Source organism: bacterium (genome assembly GCA_026129405.1).
Taxonomy (GTDB): domain Bacteria; phylum Desulfobacterota; class Binatia; order DP-6; family DP-6; genus JAHCID01.
This window is the reverse complement of record JAHCID010000001.1, coordinates 1,500,798-1,527,013: the sequence shown is the minus strand read 5'-3', so window position 1 is coordinate 1,527,013 and position 26,216 is coordinate 1,500,798. Positions and strand designations below refer to the sequence as shown.

General features: G+C 72.7%; 26 protein-coding genes and 1 pseudogene. 11 read left to right on the top strand and 16 right to left on the bottom strand.

The genetic code is table 11. The annotated features are described in order from the left end of the window. Nucleotides 1-170: 170 nt before the first annotated feature. The 5 genes from KIT14_06970 (at nucleotide 171) to KIT14_06950 (ending at nucleotide 6,477) form a co-directional block, all read left to right on the top strand. Nucleotides 171-833 carry a glycosyltransferase family 2 protein gene (locus KIT14_06970; protein ID MCW5890278.1) on the top strand — a complete coding sequence of 221 codons (663 nt, stop codon included), beginning with the start codon at nucleotides 171-173 and terminating at the stop codon, nucleotides 831-833. Between the two features lie 206 nt (nucleotides 834-1,039). After that, nucleotides 1,040-2,029, top strand: coding sequence for an NAD-dependent epimerase/dehydratase family protein (locus KIT14_06965; GenBank protein MCW5890277.1), 990 nt, complete (start codon nucleotides 1,040-1,042; stop codon nucleotides 2,027-2,029). Nucleotides 2,030-2,046: 17 nt separating this feature from the next. Continuing rightward, entirely contained in the window at nucleotides 2,047-3,513 is a 1,467-nt protein-coding gene (locus KIT14_06960; protein ID MCW5890276.1) for a hypothetical protein, read from the top strand. A 1-nt stretch (nucleotide 3,514) separates the two neighbouring features. Then, nucleotides 3,515-4,222, top strand: coding sequence for a class I SAM-dependent methyltransferase (locus KIT14_06955; GenBank protein ID MCW5890275.1), 708 nt, complete (start codon nucleotides 3,515-3,517; stop codon nucleotides 4,220-4,222). Beyond that, nucleotides 4,219-6,477 (top strand): hypothetical protein, encoded by a 2,259-nt coding sequence (locus tag KIT14_06950; protein ID MCW5890274.1) that lies wholly within the window; start codon nucleotides 4,219-4,221, stop codon nucleotides 6,475-6,477. The genes KIT14_06955 and KIT14_06950 overlap by 4 nt, the downstream gene beginning before the upstream one ends. A gap of 39 nt (nucleotides 6,478-6,516) precedes the next feature. On the opposite strand, the gene KIT14_06945 is transcribed toward KIT14_06950, so the two are convergent. The 3 genes from KIT14_06945 to KIT14_06935 form a co-directional block, all read right to left on the bottom strand. Continuing rightward, a complete protein-coding gene (locus tag KIT14_06945; GenBank protein ID MCW5890273.1) occupies nucleotides 6,517-7,068 on the bottom strand; it encodes a hypothetical protein in 552 nt (183 codons plus the stop codon). A 112-nt stretch (nucleotides 7,069-7,180) separates the two neighbouring features. Further along, the gene (locus tag KIT14_06940; GenBank protein MCW5890272.1) at nucleotides 7,181-8,062 is read right to left on the bottom strand and encodes an FkbM family methyltransferase; all 882 of its coding nucleotides are present in this window, start codon (nucleotides 8,060-8,062) and stop codon (nucleotides 7,181-7,183) included. Nucleotides 8,063-8,069: 7 nt separating this feature from the next. Further along, complete coding sequence (locus KIT14_06935; protein MCW5890271.1) at nucleotides 8,070-9,851, bottom strand: ABC transporter ATP-binding protein; 1,782 nt, start codon at nucleotides 9,849-9,851, stop codon at nucleotides 8,070-8,072. A 37-nt stretch (nucleotides 9,852-9,888) separates the two neighbouring features. Here KIT14_06935 and KIT14_06930 point away from each other — a divergent pair, with 37 nt between their 5' ends. After that, complete coding sequence (locus KIT14_06930; GenBank protein MCW5890270.1) at nucleotides 9,889-11,040, top strand: glycosyltransferase family 4 protein; 1,152 nt, start codon at nucleotides 9,889-9,891, stop codon at nucleotides 11,038-11,040. On the opposite strand, the gene KIT14_06925 is transcribed toward KIT14_06930, so the two are convergent. Then, nucleotides 11,024-12,262 (bottom strand): glycosyltransferase, encoded by a 1,239-nt coding sequence (locus tag KIT14_06925; protein MCW5890269.1) that lies wholly within the window; start codon nucleotides 12,260-12,262, stop codon nucleotides 11,024-11,026. The two genes, KIT14_06930 and KIT14_06925, sit on opposite strands and share 17 nt — an antisense overlap. 12 nt (nucleotides 12,263-12,274) lie before the next feature. On the opposite strand from KIT14_06925, the gene KIT14_06920 reads away from it, so the two are divergent. After that, nucleotides 12,275-13,402 (top strand): UDP-N-acetylglucosamine--N-acetylmuramyl-(pentapeptide) pyrophosphoryl-undecaprenol N-acetylglucosamine transferase, encoded by a 1,128-nt coding sequence (locus KIT14_06920; GenBank protein MCW5890268.1) that lies wholly within the window; start codon nucleotides 12,275-12,277, stop codon nucleotides 13,400-13,402. Nucleotides 13,403-13,407: 5 nt separating this feature from the next. Here the strand turns inward: KIT14_06920 and KIT14_06915 are convergent, their stop codons facing one another. Then, entirely contained in the window at nucleotides 13,408-14,451 is a 1,044-nt protein-coding gene (locus KIT14_06915) for an undecaprenyl/decaprenyl-phosphate alpha-N-acetylglucosaminyl 1-phosphate transferase (protein MCW5890267.1), read from the bottom strand. 93 nt (nucleotides 14,452-14,544) lie between these two features. Further along, the gene (locus KIT14_06910) at nucleotides 14,545-14,655 is read right to left on the bottom strand and encodes a hypothetical protein (protein MCW5890266.1); all 111 of its coding nucleotides are present in this window, start codon (nucleotides 14,653-14,655) and stop codon (nucleotides 14,545-14,547) included. Between the two features lie 44 nt (nucleotides 14,656-14,699). Between KIT14_06910 and KIT14_06905 the strand changes: the two genes are divergently transcribed. Next, entirely contained in the window at nucleotides 14,700-14,960 is a 261-nt protein-coding gene (locus tag KIT14_06905; protein ID MCW5890265.1) for a hypothetical protein, read from the top strand. A 202-nt stretch (nucleotides 14,961-15,162) separates the two neighbouring features. On the opposite strand, the gene KIT14_06900 is transcribed toward KIT14_06905, so the two are convergent. The 3 genes and pseudogenes from KIT14_06900 to KIT14_06890 form a co-directional block, all read right to left on the bottom strand. After that, nucleotides 15,163-15,387: a hypothetical protein gene (locus KIT14_06900; protein ID MCW5890264.1), complete on the bottom strand. Its 225-nt coding sequence runs from the start codon at nucleotides 15,385-15,387 to the stop codon at nucleotides 15,163-15,165. 437 nt (nucleotides 15,388-15,824) lie between these two features. Then, nucleotides 15,825-16,226, bottom strand: a complete 402-nt coding sequence (locus KIT14_06895; protein MCW5890263.1) for a transposase — start codon at nucleotides 16,224-16,226, stop codon at nucleotides 15,825-15,827. A gap of 115 nt (nucleotides 16,227-16,341) precedes the next feature. Further along, nucleotides 16,342-16,692 (bottom strand): annotated as a pseudogene (locus KIT14_06890) (transposase zinc-binding domain-containing protein). A 162-nt stretch (nucleotides 16,693-16,854) separates the two neighbouring features. Here KIT14_06890 and KIT14_06885 point away from each other — a divergent pair. After that, nucleotides 16,855-18,267: an amidase gene (locus tag KIT14_06885; GenBank protein MCW5890262.1), complete on the top strand. Its 1,413-nt coding sequence runs from the start codon at nucleotides 16,855-16,857 to the stop codon at nucleotides 18,265-18,267. 69 nt (nucleotides 18,268-18,336) lie between these two features. Further along, on the top strand, nucleotides 18,337-18,798 hold the full coding sequence (locus KIT14_06880; GenBank protein ID MCW5890261.1) for a hypothetical protein: 462 nt from the start codon (nucleotides 18,337-18,339) through the stop codon (nucleotides 18,796-18,798). Nucleotides 18,799-18,884: 86 nt separating this feature from the next. Here KIT14_06880 and KIT14_06875 read toward each other — a convergent pair whose 3' ends face one another. From KIT14_06875 to KIT14_06845, 7 genes are all read right to left on the bottom strand, one after another. Beyond that, a complete protein-coding gene (locus KIT14_06875) occupies nucleotides 18,885-19,322 on the bottom strand; it encodes a hypothetical protein (GenBank protein ID MCW5890260.1) in 438 nt (145 codons plus the stop codon). A gap of 228 nt (nucleotides 19,323-19,550) precedes the next feature. Next, nucleotides 19,551-20,924 (bottom strand): type II toxin-antitoxin system HipA family toxin YjjJ, encoded by a 1,374-nt coding sequence (gene yjjJ, locus KIT14_06870; protein MCW5890259.1) that lies wholly within the window; start codon nucleotides 20,922-20,924, stop codon nucleotides 19,551-19,553. A 126-nt stretch (nucleotides 20,925-21,050) separates the two neighbouring features. Continuing rightward, complete coding sequence (locus tag KIT14_06865; protein ID MCW5890258.1) at nucleotides 21,051-22,196, bottom strand: hypothetical protein; 1,146 nt, start codon at nucleotides 22,194-22,196, stop codon at nucleotides 21,051-21,053. A 48-nt stretch (nucleotides 22,197-22,244) separates the two neighbouring features. Continuing rightward, nucleotides 22,245-24,071 (bottom strand): carbamoyltransferase, encoded by a 1,827-nt coding sequence (locus KIT14_06860; protein ID MCW5890257.1) that lies wholly within the window; start codon nucleotides 24,069-24,071, stop codon nucleotides 22,245-22,247. Between the two features lie 14 nt (nucleotides 24,072-24,085). Further along, nucleotides 24,086-24,499 (bottom strand): hypothetical protein, encoded by a 414-nt coding sequence (locus KIT14_06855; GenBank protein ID MCW5890256.1) that lies wholly within the window; start codon nucleotides 24,497-24,499, stop codon nucleotides 24,086-24,088. Beyond that, the gene (locus tag KIT14_06850; GenBank protein MCW5890255.1) at nucleotides 24,499-24,666 is read right to left on the bottom strand and encodes a hypothetical protein; all 168 of its coding nucleotides are present in this window, start codon (nucleotides 24,664-24,666) and stop codon (nucleotides 24,499-24,501) included. The genes KIT14_06855 and KIT14_06850 overlap by 1 nt, the downstream gene beginning before the upstream one ends. A 46-nt stretch (nucleotides 24,667-24,712) precedes the next feature. Further along, nucleotides 24,713-24,955: a hypothetical protein gene (locus KIT14_06845; protein ID MCW5890254.1), complete on the bottom strand. Its 243-nt coding sequence runs from the start codon at nucleotides 24,953-24,955 to the stop codon at nucleotides 24,713-24,715. A gap of 84 nt (nucleotides 24,956-25,039) precedes the next feature. Here KIT14_06845 and KIT14_06840 point away from each other — a divergent pair, with 84 nt between their 5' ends. Then, entirely contained in the window at nucleotides 25,040-26,182 is a 1,143-nt protein-coding gene (locus KIT14_06840; GenBank protein ID MCW5890253.1) for a helix-turn-helix transcriptional regulator, read from the top strand. Nucleotides 26,183-26,216: the final 34 nt, after the last annotated feature.

The following is a 26,216-nucleotide window of genomic DNA, read 5'->3' as shown; positions in this document are numbered from 1 at the left end:
CGGCGGGGCCGAAAGACCAGCGCACCGGAGACGCTCGCACATGGCGACGCCGCGCGATCGCCACCCCCGTCCGCTCCGACTGCATCGAGCTCCATCCCCGCCGCACCCGCTACTGCGTCGCGGTCGTGGCCTGGAACGAAGGCGAGCGACTGAAAGACCAGCTTCGCCGCATGCAGGAGTTCGCGGGCCTCGCCGATGCCGTCATCGCCGACGGCTGCAGCACCGACGGCTCGACCGACCCCGCGTTCCTGTCGAGCGTCGGCGTGCGTACGCTGCTCAGCGTGCAGGAGCGCGGACTCGGCACCGCGACGCGGGCTGCACTGAGCTGGGCGCTGGACGCGGGCTACGACGGCGTCGTGACGCTCGACGGCAACGGCAAGGACGGCGTCGAGGCGATCCCACGGTTCCTACGACACCTGGAGGACGGCTGGGACCTCGTCCAGGGCGGCCGGTTCCTTCCCGGCGGATTCCATGCGCACACGCCGCTCGAGCGCTACCTCGCGATCCGCTTCGTCATGTCGCCGGCGCTCTGGCTGGCGAGCGGCTTTCTCTACAACGATCCGACGAACGCCTTTCGCGCCATCAGCGCGCGCTTTCTGCGCGACGCGCGGCTGCAGCCGTTTCGTCCCGAGTTCGTGCGCTTCAGCCTGCAGATCTACCTCATCTACCAGGCGGCCCGGCTGGGCTTCCGCGTCACCCAGATACCGGTGGCGCGCGTCTATCCCGACGACGGCACGGTCCCGACGAAGATCGTCGCGTGGAAGGACAAGTGGCGGAACTTCAGCGAGATGTGCGGCGTGGCATTCGGGCGATACAACCCCAAGGATCGCTGACCCGCTCGCCGGCCTCGTCGTGAAGGCGTTCCCCGCGCAGCACGCCGTCGCATTCCACGTCGTGTACCTGGCGACGGGGCGGCTCCTTCGGCGACCAGAATCGCTCCCGCGCCGAAATCGACCCGATCCACCTGGTGCTCCCAGCGATGCTGCTCGAGCGGGTGCGCGGGTGGACGCGCCGCCCGGCCGGCTGGTAGGCCCGCTCGATGCGCGCGAAGGACGACCTGGTCGTCGTGACCGGCGGCGGCGGCTTCATCGGCGGCCATGTCGTCGCGAGCCTGCGCGCGCAGGGACACACGCGCATCCGCGCCGTCGACGTGAAGCCGCTCGACGCCTGGCACCAGGCGTTCCCCGACGTGGAGAACCTCCGCCTCGACCTGCGCGAGAAGCCGGCCTGCGATCGCGCCGCCGCCGGCGCCCGCCTCGTCTTCCACTTCGCGGCGGACATGGGCGGCATGGGCTTCATCGAGACGCACAAGGCCGACTGCATGCTGTCCGTGCGGATCGACACGCACATGCTGCTCGCCGCCCGCGACTGTCGCGTCGAGCGACTCTTCTACGCGTCGTCCGCGTGCGTGTATGCCGCGGACAAGCAGCGCAGCGCCGAGGTGCTCCCGCTCCGCGAATCGGACGCCTATCCGGCGGAGCCCGAGGACGGCTACGGCTGGCAGAAGCTCTTCAGCGAGCGGCTGTGCCGGCACTTCGCCGAGGACTTCGGCCTCGCGACGCGCATCGCGCGCTATCACAACGTCTACGGCCCGCACGGCGCGTGGGACGGCGGACGCGAGAAGGCGCCGGCCGCGATCTGCCGCAAGGTCGTCGCCGCGCTGATGCGCGGCGAGCGCACGATCGAGATCTGGGGCGACGGCGAGCAGACGCGGACCTTCCTCTACGTCGACGACTGCGTCGCCGGCACGCAGGCGCTGATGGCCAGCGACGTGACCGAGCCGCTCAACGTCGGCAGCGGCGAGCTCGTCTCGATCAACCAGCTGGTCGACGTCGTCGAGGAGATCGCCGGCGCACGGCTGGAGCGCCGCTACCGTCCCGAGGCGCCGCAAGGCGTGCGCGGGCGCAGCAGCGACAACACGCTGATCCGCGAAAAGCTGGGCTGGACGCCGTCGATCACGCTGCGCGACGGAATGCGCAAGACGTATCGCTGGATCCACGACGAGATCCACGGACGCGCGAGTCGCTGAGACGGCACGCGGCGCGGATGGCGGACCCGATCGACGACGAGCAAGGACGCGGCGGCCTCGCCGGCACCGCGATCGCGCTGTTCGTGGCGTCGTTCGCGTACCTCTGGACGTTCCGCAACGAGGGCATCTTCCATCTCGACGCGGTCTACCTGGCCCAGACGGTCGAGCAGATGTACGCCGGCGGCCCCTGGGACGTGCGCTGGCGCTTCGGCGCCGTGCTCGCCAACGCGCTCGTCCACTTCCCGTTCTGGCTGCTGGGCGAAAACGCCGAGCGCGCCACGATCCTCGCGAGCATCCTCTTCCACGCCGCGTCGATCGCGATGGTGCTCCTGTTCCTCGAGCGCCTGTGCGGCATCCGGCTGCTCGCGGCGCTGTCGGCGGGGCTCCTCGCCGTGGCGCCGGTCTTCTCGGTCGCGAACACGTTCGGGAAGGAGTACGGGCTCGCCGTCTTCCTGGTCTCGACGTCGTTCTACCTCGCCCTGCGCGCCCGCGACGCCGCCAGCGCGACGCTCGCGGCGGCCTCCGCGGTCTGCTTCGCGCTGTCGTACACCGTGTGGGAGGGACTGCTCGGCATCACGCCGATCTGGGTCATGGTCCTCTTCGCGCCGCGCCTCGAGCGGCCCAGATGGGACGCACGGACGCGCCGGCTCGCGGCCGGCGGGCTGGTCGGCTTCGCCTTCGGGCTCGGGTTCGGGCTGGCGACGTCGCTCGTCGCGATGGTCCGCACGTATGCCGGCACGCCGACGATGACGAAGCTCGACCTCGCGTCGCCGCAGCTGGGCGCGGCGCTCGGCGATCTCGTCCTCTTCCTCGGCCCGCCATTCCTCCTGGCCAGCGCGGCGGGCCTCGTGGTGACGTTGCGGCGGCGGCGCTACCGGGCGCTCCTGCCGCTCGCCCTCATGCTCGTCGCGACCATCGTCGTCTACGGCAACCTCTCCACCTACGGCCCGCGCTACCTCGTGCTGTGCACGCTCGGCCTCGCGATGCTCGCCGGGGCCGCGCTGCACGCGATGCTCGCGCGCGGGACGTTCCTGCGGTGGACGGCGATCGCGACGTACGTGACGAGCATCGCGTGGATGATCGCCGTGTCGTATCCGCTGCTGGCGCCGCGCCACACGTACAACGGCGCCAAGCGCTACGCGCAGCTGATCGCCGAGGTGACCGAGCCGGACAGCACGATCATCGTCATGGACGACCACCGCTTCGTCGAGTACTACGCGCGCCGTGAGACGCTGCAGCACCCGATCGGCGACCCCGCGGCGACCGCCAACTGGGTGCAGACCGTGCGCGACACGATGGCGCGCGGCCCCGTCTACCTCGCCGAGTCCGGCCTCTCCTACGACCCCGGCGCGCTCGTGCGGAAGGCCATCGACGACAACTTCACCATGACGCTCGTCGGCACGCGGCTGACCGAGGACTTCCATCACGCCGAGGGCCGGCGTCGCGTCTACGAGGCGTCCCTCTGGCGCCTCGAGCCACGCTGAAATGACGCTGCGTCGCCGACTCGCTCCGCTGGTCCCGCGCGCGATCCGCCGCGGCCTGCGTGATTGGCTCGGGGACGACCGTCCGCCCGCCGAGCTCTTCGGCGCCGTCTATCGCGACGGCGTGTGGGGCGGCGACGACAGCGACTTCCACTCCGGCCTCGGCAGCCATTCCTCCGAGCTCCTCGAGCCGTACGTCGCCGCCGTGCGCGCGTTCCTCGCCGAGCGGCCGACGCCCCCGATCGTCGTCGACGTCGGCTGCGGCGACTTCGCCGCGACGCGCCGACTGGCCGACGTCGCCGCGCGCGTCGTCGCGTGCGACGTGGTGCCGGCGCTCGTCGAGCGCAACCGCCGTCGCTTCGCTCGTCCGAACGTCGAATTCGTGGTGCTCGACGCCGTCGCGGACCCGCTGCCGCCCGGCGACGTCGTGATCGTGAAGCAGGTCCTGCAGCACCTCGGCAACGCCGACATCGCCGCCATCGTGACGAAGCTGGCGCAGTTCCCGATCTGGATCGTGTGCGAGCATCTTCCTGACGGGTCGTTCGTCGCGAACGTCGACAAGCCGACCGGCGCCGACACCCGCCTCGACCGTCGCTCGGGCGTGGTGCTCACGGAGCCGCCGTTCGACGTGCGGCCGCAGCGCGCGCTCCTGCTCTGCGAGGTGCCCTCCGAAGGCGGCGTGATCCGCACGACGGCCTACGAGACGCGATGAGCGCGCGCGACGTCCTGCTCCTGCTCGGCTGTGCGCTCCTCGTCGCCTGGGTGCGCCTCCTGCCGCTCGACGCGAGCCGCATGGACGCCGACCATACGTACGTCGGCGCGGACGGCTACGCGCACGTCTACCCCGGCGACTACGACGGCTACCTCTGGCTGCGGCACGCGCGCACGCTGCTCGCGACCGGCGATCCGTGCGACGCGGTCGTCGACGGCGCGTGTCGCGACGAGCACACGACCGCGCCGGTCGGCGCGCGCTCGCCGTACGCGCGCAGCCTCCACGTCCACGCCGTCGCGGCCCTGCATCGGCTCGTGACCACGTGGGCGCCGCAGCAGCCATTGCCCGACACGGCGACGCTGCTGCCGGTCGTCGTCGGGGTCGCGGGCGTCCTGCCGGCGTTCGCGATCGGTCGCATGCTGGCGGGGCCGGTGGCCGGCGTGTTCGCCGGCGTCATGACGATGCTCGACCCGCTCGTGCTCGGGCGCTCGATCGGCGGCGACAACGACGTCTGGAACGTCGTCCTGCCGCTCTACACGCTCTGGCTCGTGCTGCTGGCGCTCCGGGCCCGCGGCACCGGCGCGCGCGTGGCGTGGGCGATCGCCGCGGGCGCGTGCACCGGCCTCCACGCGTGGGCGTGGAGCGGGTGGATGTTCACGCACGTGGTGCTCGCGGCGGGGCTCGTCGCGCTGGTGCCGCTCGAAGGGCGCCGGGCGGCGGTCGTGCTCGGGGTGTTCGTCGCCGCCTCGGCGATCGCTTCGATCCTCACGCCGGAGGGCGGCTACCTTCGACTGCCGCGCGCAATGATCGACGCCGTCGTCCCCCACGCCCCGCCGGCGGCCGAGCTCGCGTGGCCGAGCGCGCTCCGGATCGTCGACGAGCTCCGCCGTCTCGATCCGTCCGCGCTGCTGCGGCTGGCCGGCGGTCCCCTCGTGCTCGCCGGTGCGATCCTCGGCGTGGTGCTGTCGCTTTCCCCAGGCGGCGTCGTGCGCGCGGGCGGTGTCCTGCTCGCGGTCTGGCTCGCGGCCGGCGTCTGGATGGCGTCCGGCGGCGTCCGCTACCATCTCCTCTTCGTGCCGCCGCTCGCGGTCGCGTGCGCGATCGCGATCGGTCGTGCGACGACGCGCGTCCGGCGTGAGATCCGCTCCGCGGGCCGCGGCTATCGCGTCGTCGCGACGACCGTGCTCGGCGGCGTGCTGGCGCTGGCCCTCCTGCGGGCGCTGGCGCCGGGGTGGTCGCTCGCCAGCTCGCATCGGCCGCGCATGAACGACGCCTGGTGGGACGCGCTGACGCAGCTCCGCGACACGACGTCACCCGACGCCATCGTCCACGGCTGGTGGGACTTCGGGCACTGGACGACGTACGTCGCCGAGCGGCGCGCGGCGAACGACGGCAGCGCGCTGGAGACGCACGTCCCCTACTGGACGGCCCGTGCGCTGCTCGCCGCGGACGAGACGGAGAGCGCCGGCATCCTGCGCATGCTGAGCTGCGCGTCGGACGCGCTGCCGCGCCCGGAAGGCGCGCGCGGCGCATACGCGACGGTTCGGCGCAGCGGACGCGAGCCCGCGGCGGCGTTCGCCATCGTGAGCGCGCTCGTCGAACGCGACGCCGCCGCCGCGGACGACCACCTCCGCGCCGAGGGGTTCGGGACGGCGGAGCGTGCGGAGATCTTGCGCGCGACGCACTGCACGCCGGCCGACTCCTACCTCGTCCTCTCGACGCGACTCCTCGACACGCGCACGGCGCTCGTCGATCTCGGCGCCCGGGACCCGCGACGCGGCCCGATCCCGCAACGCGCGTTCGACGCGAGCGACCCGGGCACGCCGTTCCTCGCGCGCTGGGTGCCGTGCGAGCCGGTGCGGGATGGCGAGCGCGTCTGCCCGATCGACGCGTCGATCGCGGGCGGAACGATCCGGCTCGCGTCGGTGTCCTGGCCGGAGACCGCGCCCGACCGCGCCGTGCTGGCGAGTGGCCGCGCTGGCGGGACGGCGACGACGGGCACACCGGCGCTCGTCCTCGTCGCGGGCGCGAGCGGCCTCGCGCGCTACACGCCGCCGGACCCCGCGCACCCGGACCTCGGCGTGCTGATCGACGTCCCGAACACGCGCGTGCTGGTCGGCGCGCCCGCGTTCCTCGGCTCGACGCTGGTGCAGCTGCTCCATCTCGACGGCCGCTGCGCGAGCCGCTTTGCGAAGGTCGACGAGCGGAGCGCCGCGGGCGAGCGGGTGACGACGTGGAAGCTGCGCTGGCCCTGACGCGGCGTCGCGGGAGCCGCGGCGCCGTTCAGCGATTCGTCACGGCGCGCAGGCGCGCAGCGCCCTGCTCTGGCACGCGATCACCGGCGGGTAGTTGGCCAGGAACCAGTCGATGATCGGCGCGATCGCGTCGTCGATCTGGCCCTTGCACTCGGCGGTGACGACCGGATCGCCGAAGCGGCCGTCGCAGGCGGTCTGGAGCGTGTCGGAGAACATATGCACCGAACCGTTCGTCGCCACGTACGCCTCGACGTTCGACACGGCGTGCACGCAGGCGTCGCAGCGGTTCAGGCCGCCGCAGCACCCCTGCTTGACCTGCTTCTTGACGGGGCCGCGCAGCTTGCGGAGCATCTTGTAGACCACCGTCTCGTCGACGGGCTGCTGAAAATCGACGCCGGCGAGGCGGTCGACCGCGTTCGCGACGAACTTGCAGATCGGCTCCGTCGCACCAGTGCCGCGGCAGGCCTTCGCCAGGCGCTGGCCGCTCACGAGCAGGAACGAGGTCGCGCTCGATGCGGGAAGGCTGCTCAGCAGCGTGGCGCCCGCCACGACCAAGCACCCGAGGATCGCGGCACCCTTCAGCTTCGTCATCTCACGTCCTCCCGTGTCGGGCAGTGGCGGTCCGCGAAACGCTACGCCACTGGATCATTCGACGTCAAGCATGATCATCCGCTACATGGCCTCTGCGCGGGCCCCGACGCCGTCACCGACGCAGGTAGAGCTCTTCGCCGGGCGAGACGAGCAGGCGATCGACGGTGATCGGCCGGCACCCTCCCCGCGGCGTGATCGCGTGCAGGCGGAAGCCGCGACGCTCCAGCGATCCGAGGAAGACGCGCGGGTCGTGGCCGGCCCGGGCGAGCACGTCGGGGCGGAACTCCACCACCAGCTGCACCTGCGGGGCGCGATCCAGGAGACGCTGCGCCCCGGCCAGGACCGCCGGCTCGGCCCCCTCGGCGTCGATCTTGACGAGGTCGGGAGGCGGCGTATCGGAGGCGAAGTACGCGTCGAGCGACGTCGCCTCGATCTCGAGCGGCACGGCCTCGTCGTCCCAGCCGGCCAGCTCCGCCGGCGCAAAGGCGTACAGGCTCGAGCTGCCCTGCTGTCGCGAGAGCCGATGCAGCGTCACGCGGCCCGGACGGTCGGTCACGGCGAGCGGCACGACGCGCACGCCCGCGGCGAGGCCGTTCGCCGCCAGCGTGCGCCGCAGCAGCTCCACCATGCGCGGGTTGGCCTCGAAGGCGGTCACCGAGCCGCTCGGCCCGACGCGCGACGCGAGCAGCAGCGAGAACCACCCGACGTTGGCCCCGACCTCCACGATGCGCTGGCCCGGGCGCACGAGACGCAGCAGCGCGCGCGTGACGCCCGGCTCCCAGTAGCCGCGCACGACGAGGCTCGGGAGGAGGCTCGTGTCGCGCGCGTCGAGATGGAGCAGCTGCCCGAAGACGGTCTGGGTGAGGAGCGTGTGCTCGCCGACGTACGTGCACGGACGCTGGAGGTACCCCGACATGCGGCGCGCCAGCGCCACCGGACGGCTGACGCCGGCGGCGAAGAGCAGCCGCTGGAGTCGATTCACGAGCGGCTGCACGCGGTCCTCACGCAGCCGACCCCGCCTCCGCCAGGCGGCGGAACTCCTCGCTCCCGTGCATGAGCTCCTCCCAGCTTCCGACCGCCGCGATCCGTCCGCCGGCGAGCAGCACGAGACGATCGCACGGTCGCACGCTGCTCAGGCGATGCGCGACCACGACGAGCGTGCACGTGCCGCGGAGCGCCTCGATCGCGCCGAGCAGCGCCGCCTCGGTGCTGTTGTCGAGCGCCGAGGTCGCCTCGTCGAACACGAGCAGGCTCGGCGCGTGGTACAGCGCCCGCGCGATGCCGACGCGCTGCCGCTGACCGCCCGAGAGGCGCACCCCGTTCTCGCCGACGATCGTGTCGAGGCCCTCGGCCAGGCCCGCGACGAGCTCCGCGAGCTGCGCCGTCGCGATCGCCGCCGCCAGCCGCGCCTCGTCGATCGCGTGCGGCGCCACGCCGAGCGCGACGTTGCGGCGCAGCGAGTCGTCGACGAGCGCCACCGCCTGCGGCACGTATCCGATCGCCCGCTGCCAGGCGCGCGGGTCGGCGGGCAGCGGGCGGCCGTCGACGAGGATCGCGCCCGCCGTCGGCGCGAGGAGGCCGGTGAGGACGTCGACCAGCGTCGTCTTGCCGGAGCCGGTCGCGCCCACGATGCCGACGGACTCGCCGCGCCGGATCGTCAGCGACACGCCCTGCAGCGCCGCCTGCTCGGCCCCGTCGTACGTGAAGTCGACGTGGCGGAGATCCAGCGTCTCGTCGAAGGCGAGCGGGGCGACGGGAGTGTCGCTCGGCGGCGCGGCCGTCGACAGGCGCGCGAGCTCGGCGGCGAGCTCGTGCACGGCCGCCGATCCGAGCCGCACCTCGCTCACCGACTGCATCCAGCGATTGAGCGAGGGAATCACGCGAAAGCCGGCATACGCCCACAGCCCCAGCAGCGGCACGAGCTCGGGGCCGGTGCGCCCGAGCAGCGTCGCGCAGAGGACGAGCACGAGCGCCGCGAGCACGAACGTCGTCTCGACGAGGAGACGCGGCATGACCGCGAGCATGTCGCTCCGGCGCCGGACGGCGGCGATCGCGGCCTGGCGACGCGCGAACTCGTCGAAGAAGAACCCCTCGCGACCGAGCACGCGAAGCTCCTTCGCGGCGCCGAACGTCTGCTGCACGTCCTGGAGCACGTCGCGCTCGAGGCGCAGCAGCTGCGCGCCCCATCGCGTCGACCGGGTCCGCGTGACGCCGAGCAGCGTCACGCCGGCGCCGCCGACGCCGACGGCCACCGCGAGGGTCAGGCCGGGTGCGGTCGCGACGAGGACCGCGGCGAGCGCCAGCACGACCAGCGTCTCGGTCGCGAGCGTCACCGCCGGCGCGAGCACGTGGCGAAAGACGGCGTCGACCGCGGTCGTCACGTTGCGGATCAGCTCCGCGGAGTTGCGTCGCAGGCGGAACGTCCACGGTGCGCCGAGATAGGCGCCATAGATGCGCCGCGCCAGCGCCGCGCGCGCCTGCGCGGCCCACGCGGCCTGGCGCCACGCGAGCGCCGCCAGGACGCCGTTCTTCGCGAGATGGACGACGACGAGGGCGAGCGTGGCGACGACGACGACCGCCCGCTCGCCCGCATCGTGCAGCGCGGCGGGCAGCGGCATCGCCGATGCGCCGGCGGGATCCGCGACGACGCGCATGAACGCGTACAGCGCCGCCGCCCCCAGCGCCTCCGCGCCTGCCGCCACGACCGACAGCAGGATCAGCCCGGCCCAGCGCCGCCGAGCGCGGCCGTCGAGCAGTGCGAGCGCCGCACGAATGGTCCTCACGCCCTGCCGGGTGTACAAGCCGGCCGGTCGAACTCCAATGGCCCGCCTCCTGTTCGTCCAGCCGTCCCTGCAGCCGACCGGCGGCGGCAACGGCGTGGCCGCCTGGATGCTCCAGACGCTGGCCGATCGGCACGACGTCACCCTGCTCACCTGTGCCCCGTTCGAGCCGCGAGCCACCGACGACTTCTTCGGCACCGGCCTCGCCGCACGTCGGATCGCGCATCGGCTCGTCGCGACGTGGTGGCGCCCGGTGCTCGAAGCGGCGCCCGTCCCGCTGCATCTCCTGCGCGACGCGCTGCTCCTGCGCCACGTCCGACGTCTCGAGGCGAGCGTCGATCTCGTCGTCTCCGCGAACAACGAGTGGCCGCTGCACGGCACGGGCGTCAGCTACGTGCACTATCCGTCGCGCGCCCGCCCGCGTCCGGAGGTCGACATGCGCTGGTACCACCGCGCCGGCCCGCTCGCGCTCTACTACGCGGTCAGCGACCGCCTCGCGGCTTTCGACGCCGCCGATGTCCGCCGCCAGGTGCTGCTCGCGAACTCCGAGTGGACGGCCGCGCATCTCCGTCGCGTGCACGGCGTGGACGCGCGGACGGTGTATCCGCCGATCGCCGGAACGTTCGTCGTGCGCGGCTTCGAGGAGCGCGAGGCGCGCGTGCTCTGCGTCGGCCGCTTCTCGCCGGAGAAGGCCTTCGAGCGCGCCGTCGCCATCGTCGATGCGCTGCGCGGCCGGGGTCACGCGCTGGCGCTGACGATCGTCGGCAGCCCGGGCATGCCGGCCTACGAGCGGCGGATCCGCGCGCTCGCGGCCGACCGCGCCTGGCTCGACGTGCGCAGCGGGTTGTCGCGCGCGGCGCTGCTCGCGCTCATGAGCCGATGCCGCTTCGGCCTGCACGCCATGGTCGACGAGCACTTCGGCATGGCGCCGGCGGAGATGGTGGAGGCGGGCTGCCTCACGTTCGTGCACCGCAGCGGCGGACAGACCGAGATCGTGCGCAGGGACGATCTCTCGTGGATCGACGTTCCCGACGCGGTGGCGCGGATCGAGCGCGCGTTGCTGGACGACGCGCACCGCCAGCGCCTGCTGGTGCACGTGGCCGGGCTCCGCGGCCGCTTCACCCCGGCAACCTTCTGCGCACGGGTGGACGCGATCGTCGACGAGACGCTCGCGCTCAGGACCCGGCGATGAGCGGCCGCGCGATCGCCGCCCACGCGTCGGGCCAGCGCACCGTCGCCTCGCGCCCCACGCCGGCCCGCAGCCGGTCGAGGAGCGGGCCCGGCGCCGGGCTCAGGAGGCGGTGCAATGCGTCCGCCAGCTCGGCGGCGTCACGGAAGAGGAGTCCGTTCTCGTCGTCGCGGACCAGCTCGCCGAGACACGGGCCGTAATCCAACGCGACCACCGGCAGGCCCGCGCCGAAACAATCGAGCACCTTCATCGGCAGATCGAGGCCGGACGCCGAGCGATGGAGGCACAGCCCGAGGTCCGCGACGCCGAGGAGCTGCGGATAGTCGTCGGCCGGCAGCCACGCCGTGCGCAGGAGGACCCGCTCCAGGCCGAGCGCGGCGAAACGGCGCTCGTACTCCGTGCGCCGCGGGCCGTCGCCGCTGACGACGACCGCCACCGCCGGACCGTCCTCCGCGCGCAGCCGCGCGTCCCACGCGACGGCGGCGTCGACGAGCAGGTCGAAGTCCTCGTCGGCGCCCCAGCTGGTGGGACTCACGACGAGGGCCGGACGTCGCGCCGACTCGGGGAGCCGCAGGGTCGCGGCCAGCTGCGTGAACGCCGCGTGCCGCGCCGCCGGCGGAATCGGCACGAAGCGTCGCGCGGGGCGATCCGGCAGGACGTGCGCCCGTCCCACGCCCCAGCCGTCGAGCCGCTCGGCGAGCGCGCGCGAGACGCAGAGGTGCGCGTCGGCCCGCCGTCCCGCCCAGCGCTCGTGGCGGCGCGCGAGGCGCACCAGCGGATGACGTGCTCCGAGCGAGAGCGCCAGCATCGCCCAACCGAGGTTGTGCCAGTCGACGATGAGCCGCGCGCGGCGCAGGCGGGCCGCGATCCAGGCGACGAGCAGCGCCGGGATCGCGGGCGGGTTCTGCACCAGGATCACGGCCGGCCTGGGCGTCCGCCAGAGCAGCGTCGCGAGCAGCGCCCCGGACAGTCGGAGCGCGTTCCAACCCGCGACCAGCACGAAGAGCGGGCGCGGCAGGCGGTGCCGCTCCGAGACGGAGGGTGACGGCAGGCGATGCACGCGCACCGCGGGACGGTCGTCGAGGTCGCTCGGGAGATCGTGCTCGACGCAGCCGACGAGATCGACGTCGGCGTTGCTGTCGGCGAGCGCGGCCGCGTGGTACAGCATGCGCGGGCTGCGCCCGAGGTCGCCGAGGACGACGACGGTCACCCGAATGCGAGGCATGGGAGCGGCCCGGTGGCTATAGACGACGCGTCGCCACCGCGCCACGCGCTCGCGCGACTCGCGATCGCGGGCGGTGGTACCGGCGGCCACGTCTTCCCGGCGGTGGCGATCGCCGAGACGTGCAACGCATCGCGCCCGACACTCGACGTGCTCTTCCTCGGCACGGCGACGGGCTTTGAAGCGCGCATCGCGCCGGCGCACGGCCTGCGCTTCGCCGCCGTGCGGGCGGCGCCCTTCTACGGCGTCGCCCGCCTCGATCGCGTCCGCACCCTCTCCCACCTCTTCGCCGGCGTCATGGACGCGCGCCGCATCCTGCGCGCCGAGCGCGTGCAGCTCGTGCTCGGTCTCGGCGGCTTCGCGAGCGCCGGCGTCGTGCTCGCCGCGCGCAGCCTCGGCGTACCGGCCGTCATCCACGAAGCGAACGCCACCGCCGGCCTCGCGAACCGCGCGCTCGGCCGCGTCGCCGACCGCGTGTTGCTCGGCTTCGCCGACGCGATGGCCGACTTTCCGCCCGGGCGATGCACCGTGACCGGCACGCCGGTGCGACCGGCCCTGCTGTCGATCGCCGCTGGGCGGACGCCGCTCGGGCGCCCGTTTCGACTTCTCGTGATGGGAGGGTCCCAGGGCTCGCCGTTCCTCAACACGCACGCTCCCGAGCTCGTGACGGCGATCGCCCGCCTCGGCGTCTCCGTGACCATCCGGCATCAGACGGGGGCGGGGGGGCCCGAGGCGGTCCGCGCCGCCTACGCCGACGCGGGCATCGCCGCCGACGTCACGCCGTTCCTCGACGACGTCCGCGCCGCGTACGAGCACGCCGACTTCGCGATCACCTGTGCGGGCGCCGGCACGCTGTCGGAGCTGGCGGCGATCGGCCTGCCCGCGCTCGTGGTGCCGCTCGCGAGCGCGGCCCGCGATCACGAGGTGGCGAACGCCCGCGCGGCCGCCGAGTCCTCCGGCGTCTGGTGGACGACCGAGCGCACGTGGGACACGACGACGCTCGCACAGCGCATCGCCGTGCTCGCGGGCGACGCGGCGGCATGGCGAGCGGCGAGCACGCGCATGCGCCGGGGCGCCACGCCCGCTGCCGCCACCCATATCCTCGCCGCTTGTGACGAGCTCCTCGCCGCGCGCGCCGGCTGAGCCGGTCAGCGACGCGTGCGGCCCCGCACCAGGATCACGCACGCCGCCGCCGCGGCGACGACCAGGGCCGTGTTGAGCACGCTCTGCGTGAGCGCCGCGACGATCGCCACCGCACCGCCCGCGACCGCCACGCCGTAGAGCACCAGCACCGCACGGCGATGGCTCATCGTGCCGTCGTCCACGAGACGATGATGCAGGTGGGCGCGGTCGGCGCGGACGATGCCGCGCGGGCCGCTGGCGCGCGTACGGCGCACGATCGCCAGCGCCATGTCGACGATGGGGAGCCCGAGCGCCAGCACGGAGGACAGGACGACGACGACCGTGGCGCTCTTCTCGAGCCCCTGCAGCGCGAGCAGCGCGATCAGGTAGCCGACCAGCAGGCTGCCGCTGTCGCCGAGGAAGATCGAGGCGGGCGCGAAGTTGTGCACCAGGAACCCGGCCAGCGCGCCGACCAGCACCGCCCACAGCGGCAGGACGTCCGCCCGTCCCTCGATCCACGCGATGACGAGCAGCGTCCCCGCGCCGATGAGCCCGACGCCCGCCGCGAGGCCGTCGAGCCCGTCGATCAGGTTGAAGGCGTTGGTGATGGCGACGATCCAGACGACGGCCAGCAGCGCACCGACGCCGCCGAGGGCGACGTAGGCTCCCGTGAAGGGATTCGTCACGCCGGCGATCCAGTGGCCGCCTGCGACCGCCAGCGCCGCGGCGACGATCTGCGCGACGAGCTTCGTCGCCGGCGCCGTGCCGCGCACGTCGTCGAGCGCGCCGGCCGCGACCATGACCAACGCGCCCGCGAGCAGGCTCCAGGTCCGTGCGCCTTCTCCGAGGCTCAGCAGCGTCAGCGGAGCGCCGACCGCGGCGCCGACGGCGATCGCGCCGAAGATCGCCGTCGCCACCGCGAGACCGCCGAGACGCGGCGTGGGCGTCGCATGCACCCGACGGGCGTCCGGCTCGTCGACGGCGCCCAGGCGCAGCGCGAGCCGTCGCGCTGCCGGCGTCGCGGCGAGCGAGATCGTCGCGGCCAGCACCGCGAGCAGGAGCACCTCCACCGGCGCAGCCTGTAGCACGCGGCCGGGTGCGCCTGCCCGACCGGCAGGTCGGCCCGCGAGGGCACCGTCGAACCGGCGAGGTCCGTGCGAACCTCACGCCGGGCGCTCGCCGGCGACCGTCGAGCGATACAGCTCGCGCCGATGGCCGTCGTAGTCGTCGAACGCCTGATGGACGCACAGCCGGTTGTCCCACATGACGAACATCCCGACCTCCCAGCGCAGGCGACAGGTGAACGCAGGCTGGTGACGTGGTCGACCAGGAATCCGAGGATCGGCGCGGCCTCTTTCGGCTCGAGTCGCTCGATGCCGACGGCGTAGGTCTCGTCGCAATGGAGCGCCCGCTCGCCGGTGCGCGGATGGGTGCGGACGAGCGGGTGGAAGCTTCCGCGCACCTTGCGTGCGAGGTCGTCGGGCAGTGCGGCCATCCCCTTCGTCTGCGCGAGCCGTCCGATGGGACCGTCGCCGGGCGCCGCATGGGCCCGCGCCGACTCGAGCACGTTGCCCATTGACATGTGCACCTTTCAGCGGCTGGAGCAGACTAGGAACGACAACCCTGGGACGTTGACGGAGCGGCTTCTTATCAGACGTTCGGCTGTGGTCCCTTCCCCGTCCTCTCAGCGTGCGCGGGGCAGACAACGCCCGATCGAGGCTGGGAACGGGGCTAGCCGCGCGCCCCTACCGGCTCCCGAGACGGACACCTCCATCCCTCGATCAACGGCCGCCGACGAGTGGGGGGTTGGCTCGGACCCTGGCGCGACGCGGCAGCCGCATTACGGCGGGGGCGCGCTCCGGGACCGGGTCGCCAGCATCCAGCGACTGCCCGAGGTGGGTCAGGATGCGGGCGATCACGGCGGGATCGTCGATCGTCGCGAGCACGACCATGCGCCCGCCGCACCGCGGGCAGGCGAGCACGTCGGCTTCGAACGCTCGCCGCATCAGCTCCGCCCAGGATCGGTAGCGGGGGCGGCGTGCGCGGCTCGCCGGCGGCGGGCCGGGCGCCGTCGTCCCGACGCCGCCCGCCAGGGCCGTCGGAGGGCGCTCCCGCGCGTCGCCCGCGGGCACGACTGCGGCGCGCCACGGCGCGCTCAAAAGCCAGGACGCCGTGATAGAGGAGTAGATTCACCCGCGGCCGCGGGAATAGCGGCACGAGCCGCGCGAGCAGCTCCGGCGGCGTGAACACGAGATGCGTCGTGCCGTCGGACATAGGGCCGTTGCAGGGCGAGCGCCACCCGGCCATCGCGTGGAGCCGCCGCTGCAGCCGCTCTGTCCGAGCGGCGCCTGCGCAGATAGCGACAGAGCTGCTGCTGCAGGCGGGGGCGATCAATGGCGGCGACCCGGACGGCGGCGTGGAGGTCGAGCCCTCGGCGTGCGCATTACGTAGGGGCACGTGCCGATCCACCCACGGCGCGTCCGGGTCGGCGCCGAGGCGCTGGCGGGCCGCAGCCCAGTGACGCCCGCCCGAGCGCGGCGCGCCCGAGCACCGCCGCGCGTGTCAAGCCGGCCAACGCGAGCGAATCCGCGGGCAGCGGATCGCCGTCCTCGTCGCCGTCCGCCGCGGCGACGACCCCCAGCTGCGCGAGCCGCCGGCGCACGCGCTGGACCACGCGCGCGACGTCGGCGTCGGTCGGGGGCGGCGCGGGATGGAAGGCGAGCGTGTCGTCCGCCTGGCGCACGAAGACGCCGTCGAGCACCAGCGTGTGGAAGTGGACGTGGAGATTGAGCGCGCCCCCGAACCGCTGGATGCTCGTGACGGTCCCCGTCTCGCCGCCCGACAAGCCCCGCGCGCTTCGCCTGGCGACGATAGGCCGCGCGCAGCGCCCGCACGAACACGCCCAGCACCGTCCGGCACAGGCGATGATCGTAGGCGAGCCGGTAGCGCGGCCGATGCGGTACCGAGAGCACCCACTGGCGCACGGGTACATCGGGCGGGAGCACGTGCTCGACGAGGTGGGCCGCCCGCTCGGCCATGCGCCGCCCGCCGCAGCTCGGACAGATGCCGCGCCCCTTGCAGCTGAACGGCACGAGCCGCTCGAAGGCGCAGCCGCCACACCGCACGCGCGCGAAGCCGTGGGCAAGCACGCCGCAGCGGAGGAACTTCCGGAACGCCTGCACGACGAACCCGGGAAGCCCGGCGCCGTCGGTGCGGTCGCGGACCTCGGCGGCGAGCGCGCTCCAGTGCGCCCGCACGACGCCATGGAGCACGCTCGTCGTCGGGGAGCGCGGGACGTACACGCCGCCCATGACGCTCGCTCGGAGCGAACCTGGGGCCACCCGAGGCGCCGGTCGTGCGCGCGTGGGCAGGTTTCAGCGAGCGCCGCCGCGCAACGAACCGTTGCATGCGGCGGCGCGGGACGGGATACGACCCGGTTCCCTCCCCGACCGCCGCAGTGCTACGTCCGCCCCATGCACGACCTCCTCACCCTCACGCTGACCGAGCTGCGCGACCGCCTGCACGCCCGCAAAGCCTCCCCGGTCGAGCTGATGCAGGCGGTTCTCGCCCGCATCGACGAGACCAACCCCGACCTGAACGCCGTCTGCTCGCGCCGCGACCCCGACGCGTGCCTCGCCGACGCCCGGGAGTCGGAGGCCCGCATCGCCCGCGGCGAAGCGCGCCCGCTCGAAGGCATCCCGCTCGGCGTGAAGGAGCTCGAGGAGGCCGCCGGCCTGCCGCACACCGAGGCGTCGATGCTGTTCAAGGACCGCGTCGCGACCCAGGACTCGATCCAGGTCGAGCGTCTCAAGGCCGCGGGCGCGATCGTCGTCGCGAAGACGAACGCGCCCGAGTTCGGCGCGCCCGCGTTCACGAAGAACCGCGTCTACGGCGTGACGCGCTCGCCGTGGAACCTCGAGCTGACGCCGGGCGGGTCGAGCGGCGGCTCGTCGGCGGCGATGGCGGCGGGTGTGATCCCGCTCGTCACCGCGGGCGACGGCGGCGGCTCCATTCGCATCCCGGCGAGCTTCACGGGCTGCTTCGGGCTCAAGCCCTCGTGGGGCCGCGTCGCGCGCGAGCACGGCGACCAGTGGGAGTACGGGTGCACCGCGGTCTACGGGCCGCTCACGAAGACGGTCGAGGACGCGGCGCTGTTCATGGATCAGGTCGTCGGCGCCGACGCGCGCGATCCGCACAGCCTGCCCCACCCCGGCTACTTCTACGTCGAGCGCGTCGCGGCGGGCATGCCCGAGAAGCTGCGCATCGGCTTCTCGCCGGACCTGGGCTACGCGGTCGTGCAGTCCGACGTCGCCGCGGCGGTCGCCGACGGCGTGCGCGTCTTCGAGACGCTCGGGCACCGCATCGAGCCCATCAGCGGTGGACCGCCGGAGCTGGGACGCGCCTGGGGTCTCCTCGGCAGCTTCCTCATGGCCTCGCGGCTCGACGGCCACCTGGCCGGACGCGAGGAGCTGCTCGGCCGCGGCCTCCTCGCCGGCGTCCGGATGGCCGACGACATGAGCCCGGCCCTCTTCGCGAACCTGGCGCGCGCCCGCGACAAGCTGAACGTCTGGGCCGCCGACGTGTTCTCGAAGGTCGACCTGCTGGTGACGCCGACCGTGCCCTTCGACCCGTACGAGGCGCCCGGCCCCTACCCGACCGAGACCGAGGGCCGGCCGCAGCCGTGGTCGAACGTCGGCTCGTTCACCATTCCCTTCAACCTGTCCTGGCATCCGGCGGCGAGCGTGCGCGTCGGGCTGTCGAAGGCCGGCCTGCCGATGGGCATGCAGATCGTCGGCCCCCGCCACCGCGACGACCTGGTGCTCCAGGCCGCCCGCGCCTTCGAGCGCGAGCGCCCCTGGCACCCCCACTGGCCGCTGCGCTGGTAGCCGGCCGCGCCCTTCGCTAAACGACTCGAACGCCCGTTTGGGACATCCGACGCGAGGAGAACTACGGCGATGACCGACGAAGAGCTGGAATCCAAGATCAAGGCCATGAGCTTCTGGTCCGGGAAGAACAAGATGACGATCGAGGACATGGCGACCGTGCAGCCGGGCCTCGCGCGCATCATGCCCGAGATCGGCATCCGCACCTGGAAGCTGTGGTACGCCGCCAAGAACGGCAACTGGCCGATGGCGAAGTTCCAGTGGAAGGAGACCAAGGGTCTCTTCGAGCTGGGCGCCTTCATGCGTCCGAAGCACGAGGAGGCGATCAACCAGTACCTCGAGGAGAACTGGAAGACCCTCGAGAAGCCGATCGCCGACAAGGACTTCCCGGCGTTCGACGCCGCCTTCAAGGCGGTCGTGGAGTCGGCGAACGCCTACCACGAGCTGAAGGACAAGCCCTACATCTACTGGAAGCTGCCCGAGACGCCGCCGCCGGACCTGGACATGACGCCGCGGCCGTCGGCGAAGAAGTAGTCTCCCCGCGGCGCGGGCGGGATGCCGCTCGCGCCGCGGGCCACGCCCTGGCGGGGACGATCGACCGCCAGAGGCCGCCGCTCGGCTCAGCGCGCAGCATCATGAGGGTGCTGGCCGTCGAGTGATCGTACCCGCGCCAGGTGTCCCAGGTGATGCCGTTCGCATAGGAGGCGGTCGTGCCCGGCGCCGGGAATCGTAGGTGGTGAAGGCGCGACCGGCGTTCGAGGCGAGCGAGTCGCCGATCGTGCCGCCGACCATGGCACCGATCGACAGCGTGTAGCTCGTGGCGGCGTTGCCGACGCCAAACCCGACATACTTGGCGAAGCCATCCGTGTGAAGTCGTTCAGCTCGACGTAGAGCTCGTGCGCGCCGCCCTGGGTGAGGGCCGACAGGCGGTCGTTGCCGAGCCGGTGATCACCGGCGACGCTGCCGAAGCCGGCGGCGTACTCCGCCCACCCGCGATGGAAGTCGCCCAGGCCCGACCGCCGCTGGAACACCGTCCAGCCGCCGCCGTCGGTCGTCATGTCGTGCAGGCGGCGATGCCCACCGGCCGGGCGAACCGGAGGCGTGAGGACGTCGCCGGTGCGATGGACGTGCTGTTCGAGAACCCGTCGAAGGCGGCCGTCGGCAGGTCGAGCGACATGGGCGCGGCGACGGGAACGTGCTGGCGCAGTGGAGCGTGGCGAGCGGTTACCCTTGGTGACGTCGACCAGAGCTGAAGGACGAGCACCGACCGGGCCGAGGGGGGACCGTCAGCGATAGGTTGCCAGCACGCGGTCGTTCGTCGCGAGCACTTCCGCAGCCAACCGCCGGAAGTCCTCCGAGATGCGAGCGTCTTCCGTCGCCGCACCCCAGAAACGACCAGCCGCCTCGGCCGCCCGCACCCACAGCGCGCGCCGGTCGACGGGCGGGATACGCGGCTCGAACGGCCGCTCCACGATCTCGCCGGTCGGGCTCGGGCGGTAGTGCATGGGCAGCATGTCGTACGCCGGCGCCAGGCACAGCGGCATCACGGCGTCGATGGCGAGGCTGACGTTGCCGAAGTGCATGTCGCTGTTGCGTATCATGCTTCCAAAGAATGCCTGGAACCGCAGCGCGTCCGCGTCGACGGCGCCGAGCCATCCGTCTTGCTCGAGACGATCCGCCGCCAGCAGCCAATCGTCCAGAGTCCCGTGATAGGCGTTCGAGAGGGCCTGCAGGGAGATGACGCCGAGCCGCCCGTGCAAGCCGACGCGGTCGAAGCGCGTGACCTCCAGGAACGTGCGATCCTCCGCCTCGAGGATCTCCGTCGTGCAGGCGGCGGCGCCGGCCTCCCGCAATGCGGCGAGGGCGAGCTGCTCGCACACGAGCAGGTCGGCCCACCGCACCCCGAACGCCGTCTCCCGGGTCGGCGTGAACTTGACGATCACGTGCCTCGCCCCGGAACGATCGAGGACGGTGGCGGTGAACTTGGGCTGCTCCCCCCCTGCCGATGATCCAGGCACGTCGTTGGCGAGCGCCGCAGTTGCCAACGACGCATAGGCGGCGGCTCGCCGACCGGCCTCGATCCCCTCCGGGGAGGCCAGGCGTCTGCGCTCGAAACGCTCGAGCGCCGACGCGCCCAGGATGAAGTTTCCGGGCGTGTCGTCCCCGAACGCCAACAGGGCGGCGAGGGTGGTCTCTGCGCTCCAGAGGCGCGGGTCCTCCTGCACGCCGAGCACCGCCGCATGCTTGCGGGCGAAGGCGCGGCCCATGAAGCCCTGGGGTCGCATGTCGTCGAGGAACCAGGGCAGATCGGGGAACGATCCGTCGGCGAACTCCCCGTGCATCCATCCGGGAGCCGGCACCTGGCTGGCGTAGTACCAGCTGCGCGGCGCGATCGCGTGCAGCTGAGCCGCGAGACGCGGCGCGCCCTGCTCGTCGACCCGATACACCGGCCAGCGATCGCCGAGGGCGCGAACCGTCCGCCGAGCCGCGTACCTGGTGGCTCTCGCCTGCCCGATGCGGACGATCGAGTCGCCGGCCCGGCGGACGAGGCGCGACATGGTCGGCTGACTGACCCCCAGCTCTCTCCGCAGGGTCGCGGCCGGCAACGGGCCACGATCGGCCAGCACGGTCAGGACGGGGTTGCCGGGTGCCGCGTGCATGTGAATTGATTCGTGAATTGATACACGAATCGCTACACTGAGGCAATCTGTTTATCGATCAGCGATTTACGAGTCTCAACGCCGACTTCACTGAATGGATTCTCCGCGCTTGAGAAAGCCCGCGCATCACCCCTCGCTGGTCAGCACCGAGACGCAAGACACCGCCGCCGGCCCGCCGAGATTGTGCGCGAGGCCGATCTTCGCCCCCTGCACCTGGCGATCGCCGGCCTGCCCGCGGAGCTGGGTCGCGAGCTCGTAGATCATGCGAACGCCGGTCGCGCCGACCGGGTGCCCGTACGACTTGAGGCCGCCGGACGGATTCACCGGCTTCTCGCCGCCGAGCGACGCCCGCCCCTCCTCCACGAAGCGCCCGCCCTCGCCGCGGGCGCAGAAGCCGAGGTCCTCGTAGTTGAGGATCTCGGTGATCGTGAAGCAGTCGTGCACCTCGGCGAAGTCGACGTCCTTCGCGGTGATGCCCGCCTGCTGGTACGCCGACTCCGCGGCGCGCACCGTCGCATCGAAGCCGACGTAGCCGAAGCTCGGCTTGTAGTACGGCTGCCCGCTCGCGACGGCGAGGCCGATGCCCATCGGGAAGACCGGCGTGCCCTTGAACTGCTGCACCATGTCGGCCCGGCAGACGACGATCGCGGCGGCGCCGTCGGTGGTGGGGCAGCAGTCGAAGAGGCCGAGCGGGCTGTAGATCATCGGCGCCTTCAGCACCGTCGCCTCGTCGACCGGCATCTTGAGGTGCGCCTTCGGGCTCTTGAGGCCGTTCTGGTGGTTCTTCACCGCGACGGCGGCGAGCGTCTTCTTCGACGCGCCGTACTTCGCGAAGTAGCGGTTCGCCGAGAGCGCGAAGATGTGCGGCGCGCGCTCGCCGAAGTCGAGCACCGGGTGGCTCTTGTTCGGGCGGCCGAAGTTGCCGTCGCGCATCTTCTCGAAGCCGACGGCGAGGACGACGTCGTGCATGCCCGAGGCCACCGCGAGACAGGCGTTGCGGAAGGCGTCCATCCCCGAGGCGCAGTAGTTCTGCACGCGCGTGATCGGGCGGCCGAAGAGCTTCAGCGCGTCGCCGAGGGCGTCGCCGCCGAAGGTCGACACCACCGAGCCGACCCACGCCGCCTCGATGCGCTCGCGCTCGCAGCCCGCGTCGGCGAGGGCCTCAGAGACGGCGTCGCAGAGGAGGTCTTCGGGGCTCTTCTCGTACAGCTCGCCGAACTGGGTGCAGCCGGCGCCGACCACGGCCACGGCACGACGGAGATCGAGGGACATGCCGGGGTGTTAGCGCGGATGGCCCGCGCAATGCCACCCCGGCGGGGATCAGTCCAGCTCGTACTTCCGGCGCCAGTCCTCGTCGTCCGGCAGCGGCGGCTGGCGCGCCTTCTCGATCACGTACGAGCCCAGGACCAGGTAGTCCATTTCCGTCCGCATGAAGCAGCGGTAGGCGTCCCGCGGCGTGCAGACGATGGGCTCGCCGCGCACGTTGAAGCTCGTGTTGACGAGGACGGGGCAGCCCGTCCGCTCGGCGAACGCCGCCAGCAGCGCGTGATAGCGCGGGTTGGTCTCGCGATGGACGGTCTGGATGCGCGCCGAGTGGTCGATGTGCGTCACCGCGGGGATCGTCGAGCGCGGGACGTTGAGCTTCTCGATGCCGAAGAGCTTCTCCTGCTCGGGCGTCATCGCGACGCGGTGCTCGGGGCGGACGCCGGCGACGAGCAGCATGTAGGGCGAGTCGACGTCGAGCTCGAACCACTCCGCGACGCGCTCGCGCAGCACGCTCGGCGCGAAGGGGCGGAAGCTCTCGCGGTACTTGATCTTGAGGTTCATCACCGACTGCATCTTCGGTGAGCGCGGGTCGCCGAGGATGCTGCGGCCGCCGAGCGCGCGCGGCCCGAACTCCATTCGGCCCTGCACCCAGCCGACGACCTTCTCGTCGGCGAGGAGCGCGGCGGTGTGCGCGACGAGCGCCGTCTCGTCGGGCGCGCGCTCGAACACCGCGCCGACCTCGCGCAGCACCGCCTCGATCTCGGCGTCCGAGAACTGCGGGCCGAGGTACGAGCCGTGCATCGAGTCGCCTTCGGAGCGCACGCGACGGTCCTGGCCGAGCACCTTGTGGTGGATCGCGAGCGCGACGCCGAGCGCACCGCCCGCGTCGCCGGCCGCGGGCTGGATCCACAGCCGCTCGAACGGCCCCTCGCGCAGCAGCCGCCCGTTGCCGACGCAGTTGAGCGCCACGCCGCCGGCGAGGCAGAGGTTGCGCATCCCGGTCTCGCGCTGGACGTGCCGCGCCATGCGCAGCATGACCTCCTCGGTGACGACCTGCACCGACGCCGCGAGGTCCATCTCGCGCTGGGTGAGCGGCGACTCGGGCTTGCGCGGCGCGCCCTGGAACAGCTCGTCGAACGCGGGCGACGTCATGGTGAAACCCGCGAGGTAGTCGAAGTAGCGCATGTCGAGCTTGAAGGAGCCGTCGTCCTTCAGGTCGACGAGGGTGCCGAGGATCAGGTCGACGTAGCGCGGCTCGCCGTAGGGGGCGAGGCCCATCACCTTGTACTCGCCCGAGTTCACCTTGAAGCCGGTGTAGTACGTGAACGCGGAGTAGAGCAGGCCGAGCGAGTGCGGGTAGTGCAGCTCGGCGTGGATGTCGAGCTCGCGGCCGCGTCCGACGCCCCACGACGACGTCGCCCACTCGCCCACGCCGTCCATCGTCAGCACCGCCGCCTCGAGGAACGGCGACGGATAGAAGGCGCTGGCGGCGTGCGACTCGTGATGCTCGGTGAACATCACGTCGCCCTCGAAGCCCTCGAGCACGCCCTCCTTGCGGATCAGCGAGCGCGTGAAGAGCTTGTCCTTCAGCCACACGGGCATCGCCGTCACGAACTGGCGGAAGCCGCGCGGCGCGACGCCGAGGTACTGCTCGAGGAGGCGCTCGAACTTGAGCAGCGGCTTGTCGTAGAAGCCGACGTAGTCGAGGTCGCTCGCCGCGATGCCGGCCTCGCGCAGGCAGTAGGCGACGGCGTGCGTCGGGAAGCCGGCGTCGTGCTTCTTGCGGGTGAAGCGCTCCTCCTGGGCGGCGGCGACGATCTCGCCGTCGCGGACGAGGCACGCCGCGGCGTCGTGGTAGTAGGCGGACAGGCCGAGGATCAGGGCCACGCGCGCTCCTAGAACTGCTGCCGGTAGCGGTCGACGTCGACCGGCTCGACCGGTCGCCGCACCCACACCGACGTCTGCCCGCTGCGCATCGAGCGGTCGAGGGGATCGCCGAAGAGGCGGCGCACGAGCCCCACCGGCGTCATCACCAGCACCCAGAACACGGAGAGGATGATGCGCGCGTTGATGCGGCCGAGCACCTCCGCGAAGCGCATCCAGCGGCGCTCGACCGGCCCGAGCACCGCCGGCGCGACCAGCCCCGGCACGACCAGGCCCATGCACAGCGCCCCGAGAACCATCGGCGGAACGGTGTGCCCGCGCCACCAGCTGATGAGCGCCAGGAGCCCGAAGACGCCCCCCACGGAGACGCCGAATCGGCGCAGCTCCCGTGGCGTGCGGGCCGGCACGACGGCCGATCCCTCCATCAGAAGATCGTGTAGATGAAGGGCGCCACGGCCGACCCCTGGGTGAAGACGATCAGGGCGCCGAAGAGCACGAGGACCAGAACGATCGGTCCCAGCCACCACTTCTTCCGGACCCGCATGAAGGCCCAGAGCTCGGAGGCGAACGAGGGGCTACCGGCACGACCCATGGGCGGGGAGTCTCTTGGCGCCTCCCCGGGTTGTCAAGGCGAATGGCTACGACCAGTCGCGTTCGACCTCCCGCTGGAGCACCGCCACCGCCTCCTCGATGGCGACCAGGCTCTCGGGATCGCGCCAGCTCCAGGCCTGGATGGCCAACCACAGCAGCTCGTCCCAGGCGGCGTTCAGGCCGTGCTCCTCCGTGGCCGACCGGCCCGGCGGCATCGGCCGGCACCCGGCCGGCCTCTCGGCGCCCGGGCGCGGTGGGAACGGCAGGACGACGGCGCGTGGCTCCGACATTGCGATCCTCCCGCGCATGTTCCTCGCACGAACTCCCTGGTCGCGCGTCGTCCGAATGGTGTACGAACTCCCCACCGAGGTTTCATGGCCACGCCTGGCGACGCTGCCCCGCTGCTGACCGAGCTCGCCTACGAGGCCCCGGACCATCCCGAGGGTTGGACCTGCTTCCTCGGCCGGCTCGGCGAAGTGCTGCGCGGCGTCCTGCCCGGCGTCTTCGTACACGAGATCGCCACCGACCGGCCGCGCCTCGCCGAGACGCGAGACCACGATCCCACCTGGAAAACCGCCTACGAGGAGCACTACGCGCGCCTCGATCTGCGCCGCCGGCGGATCCGCACCCTGCCCGCCGACACGAGCTTCGTCGGCAGCGCGCTGGTGCCCGACGCCGCTCTCGAGTCGTCGGAGTTCTACGCCGACTTCCTGCGCCCGCAGGGCCTCTTCCACCTCGCCGGCGGGGTCGCGCTGCGCACCCCCGACGAGCTCGGCGTGATCCGTGTCGTCCGCCCGCGCCACGCGCCCCCGTTCGACGCCGACGACGTGGCCCTGCTCGACGCGATCCTGCCGCACGTCGGCCGCGCCCTCGACCTGCAGCGCCGCCTCGACACCGCCGAGGCCCGGCGCGACGAGCGGCTCCACGTCCTCGACTGCCTCCCGGGCGGCGTCCTCCTCATCGACACGACGGGCCGCCTCCACGCCGCCAACGCCGTCGCCGAAGCCCTGCTCGCGTCGCGCGACGGCCTCGTCCTCGAGAACGGCCGCGTCCGCACCCTCGACGCCACCGACCACGGCCATCTCCAGGCCCTGATCGCCGTCGCTGCCCCGACGGGCGCCACCGCCCGCACACCTCCCCACGCCCTCCCTATCCGCCGCCGCACCGGCGAGCGCACCCTCGTCCTCGTGGTCGCGCCGCTCCGCGGCGCGCTCCTCCGCGGCACCTCGGCGAACGCCAGCGTCGTGATCTTCGTGAACGACCTCGCCGCCACCCCCGCCGGCGACCCGACCGCCCTCGAAGCCCACCTCGGCCTCTCCCCGGCCGAAGCCCGCCTGACGCTCGCCCTCGCCCGCGGCGCCACCGTCGCCGAAGCCGCCAGAACGCTCGGCGTCACGGAGCACACCGCGCGCACCCAGCTGAAGCGCGCACTGGCCCGGACGCAGACCCGGCGGCAGGCGGAGCTGGTGCGACTGGCGATCACGTCGCCGGCGCTGCTGGGGCCGCGGCGCCGGTAACGGGGGCCGGCCGGTCTCCTCCGTCGCCCTTCCG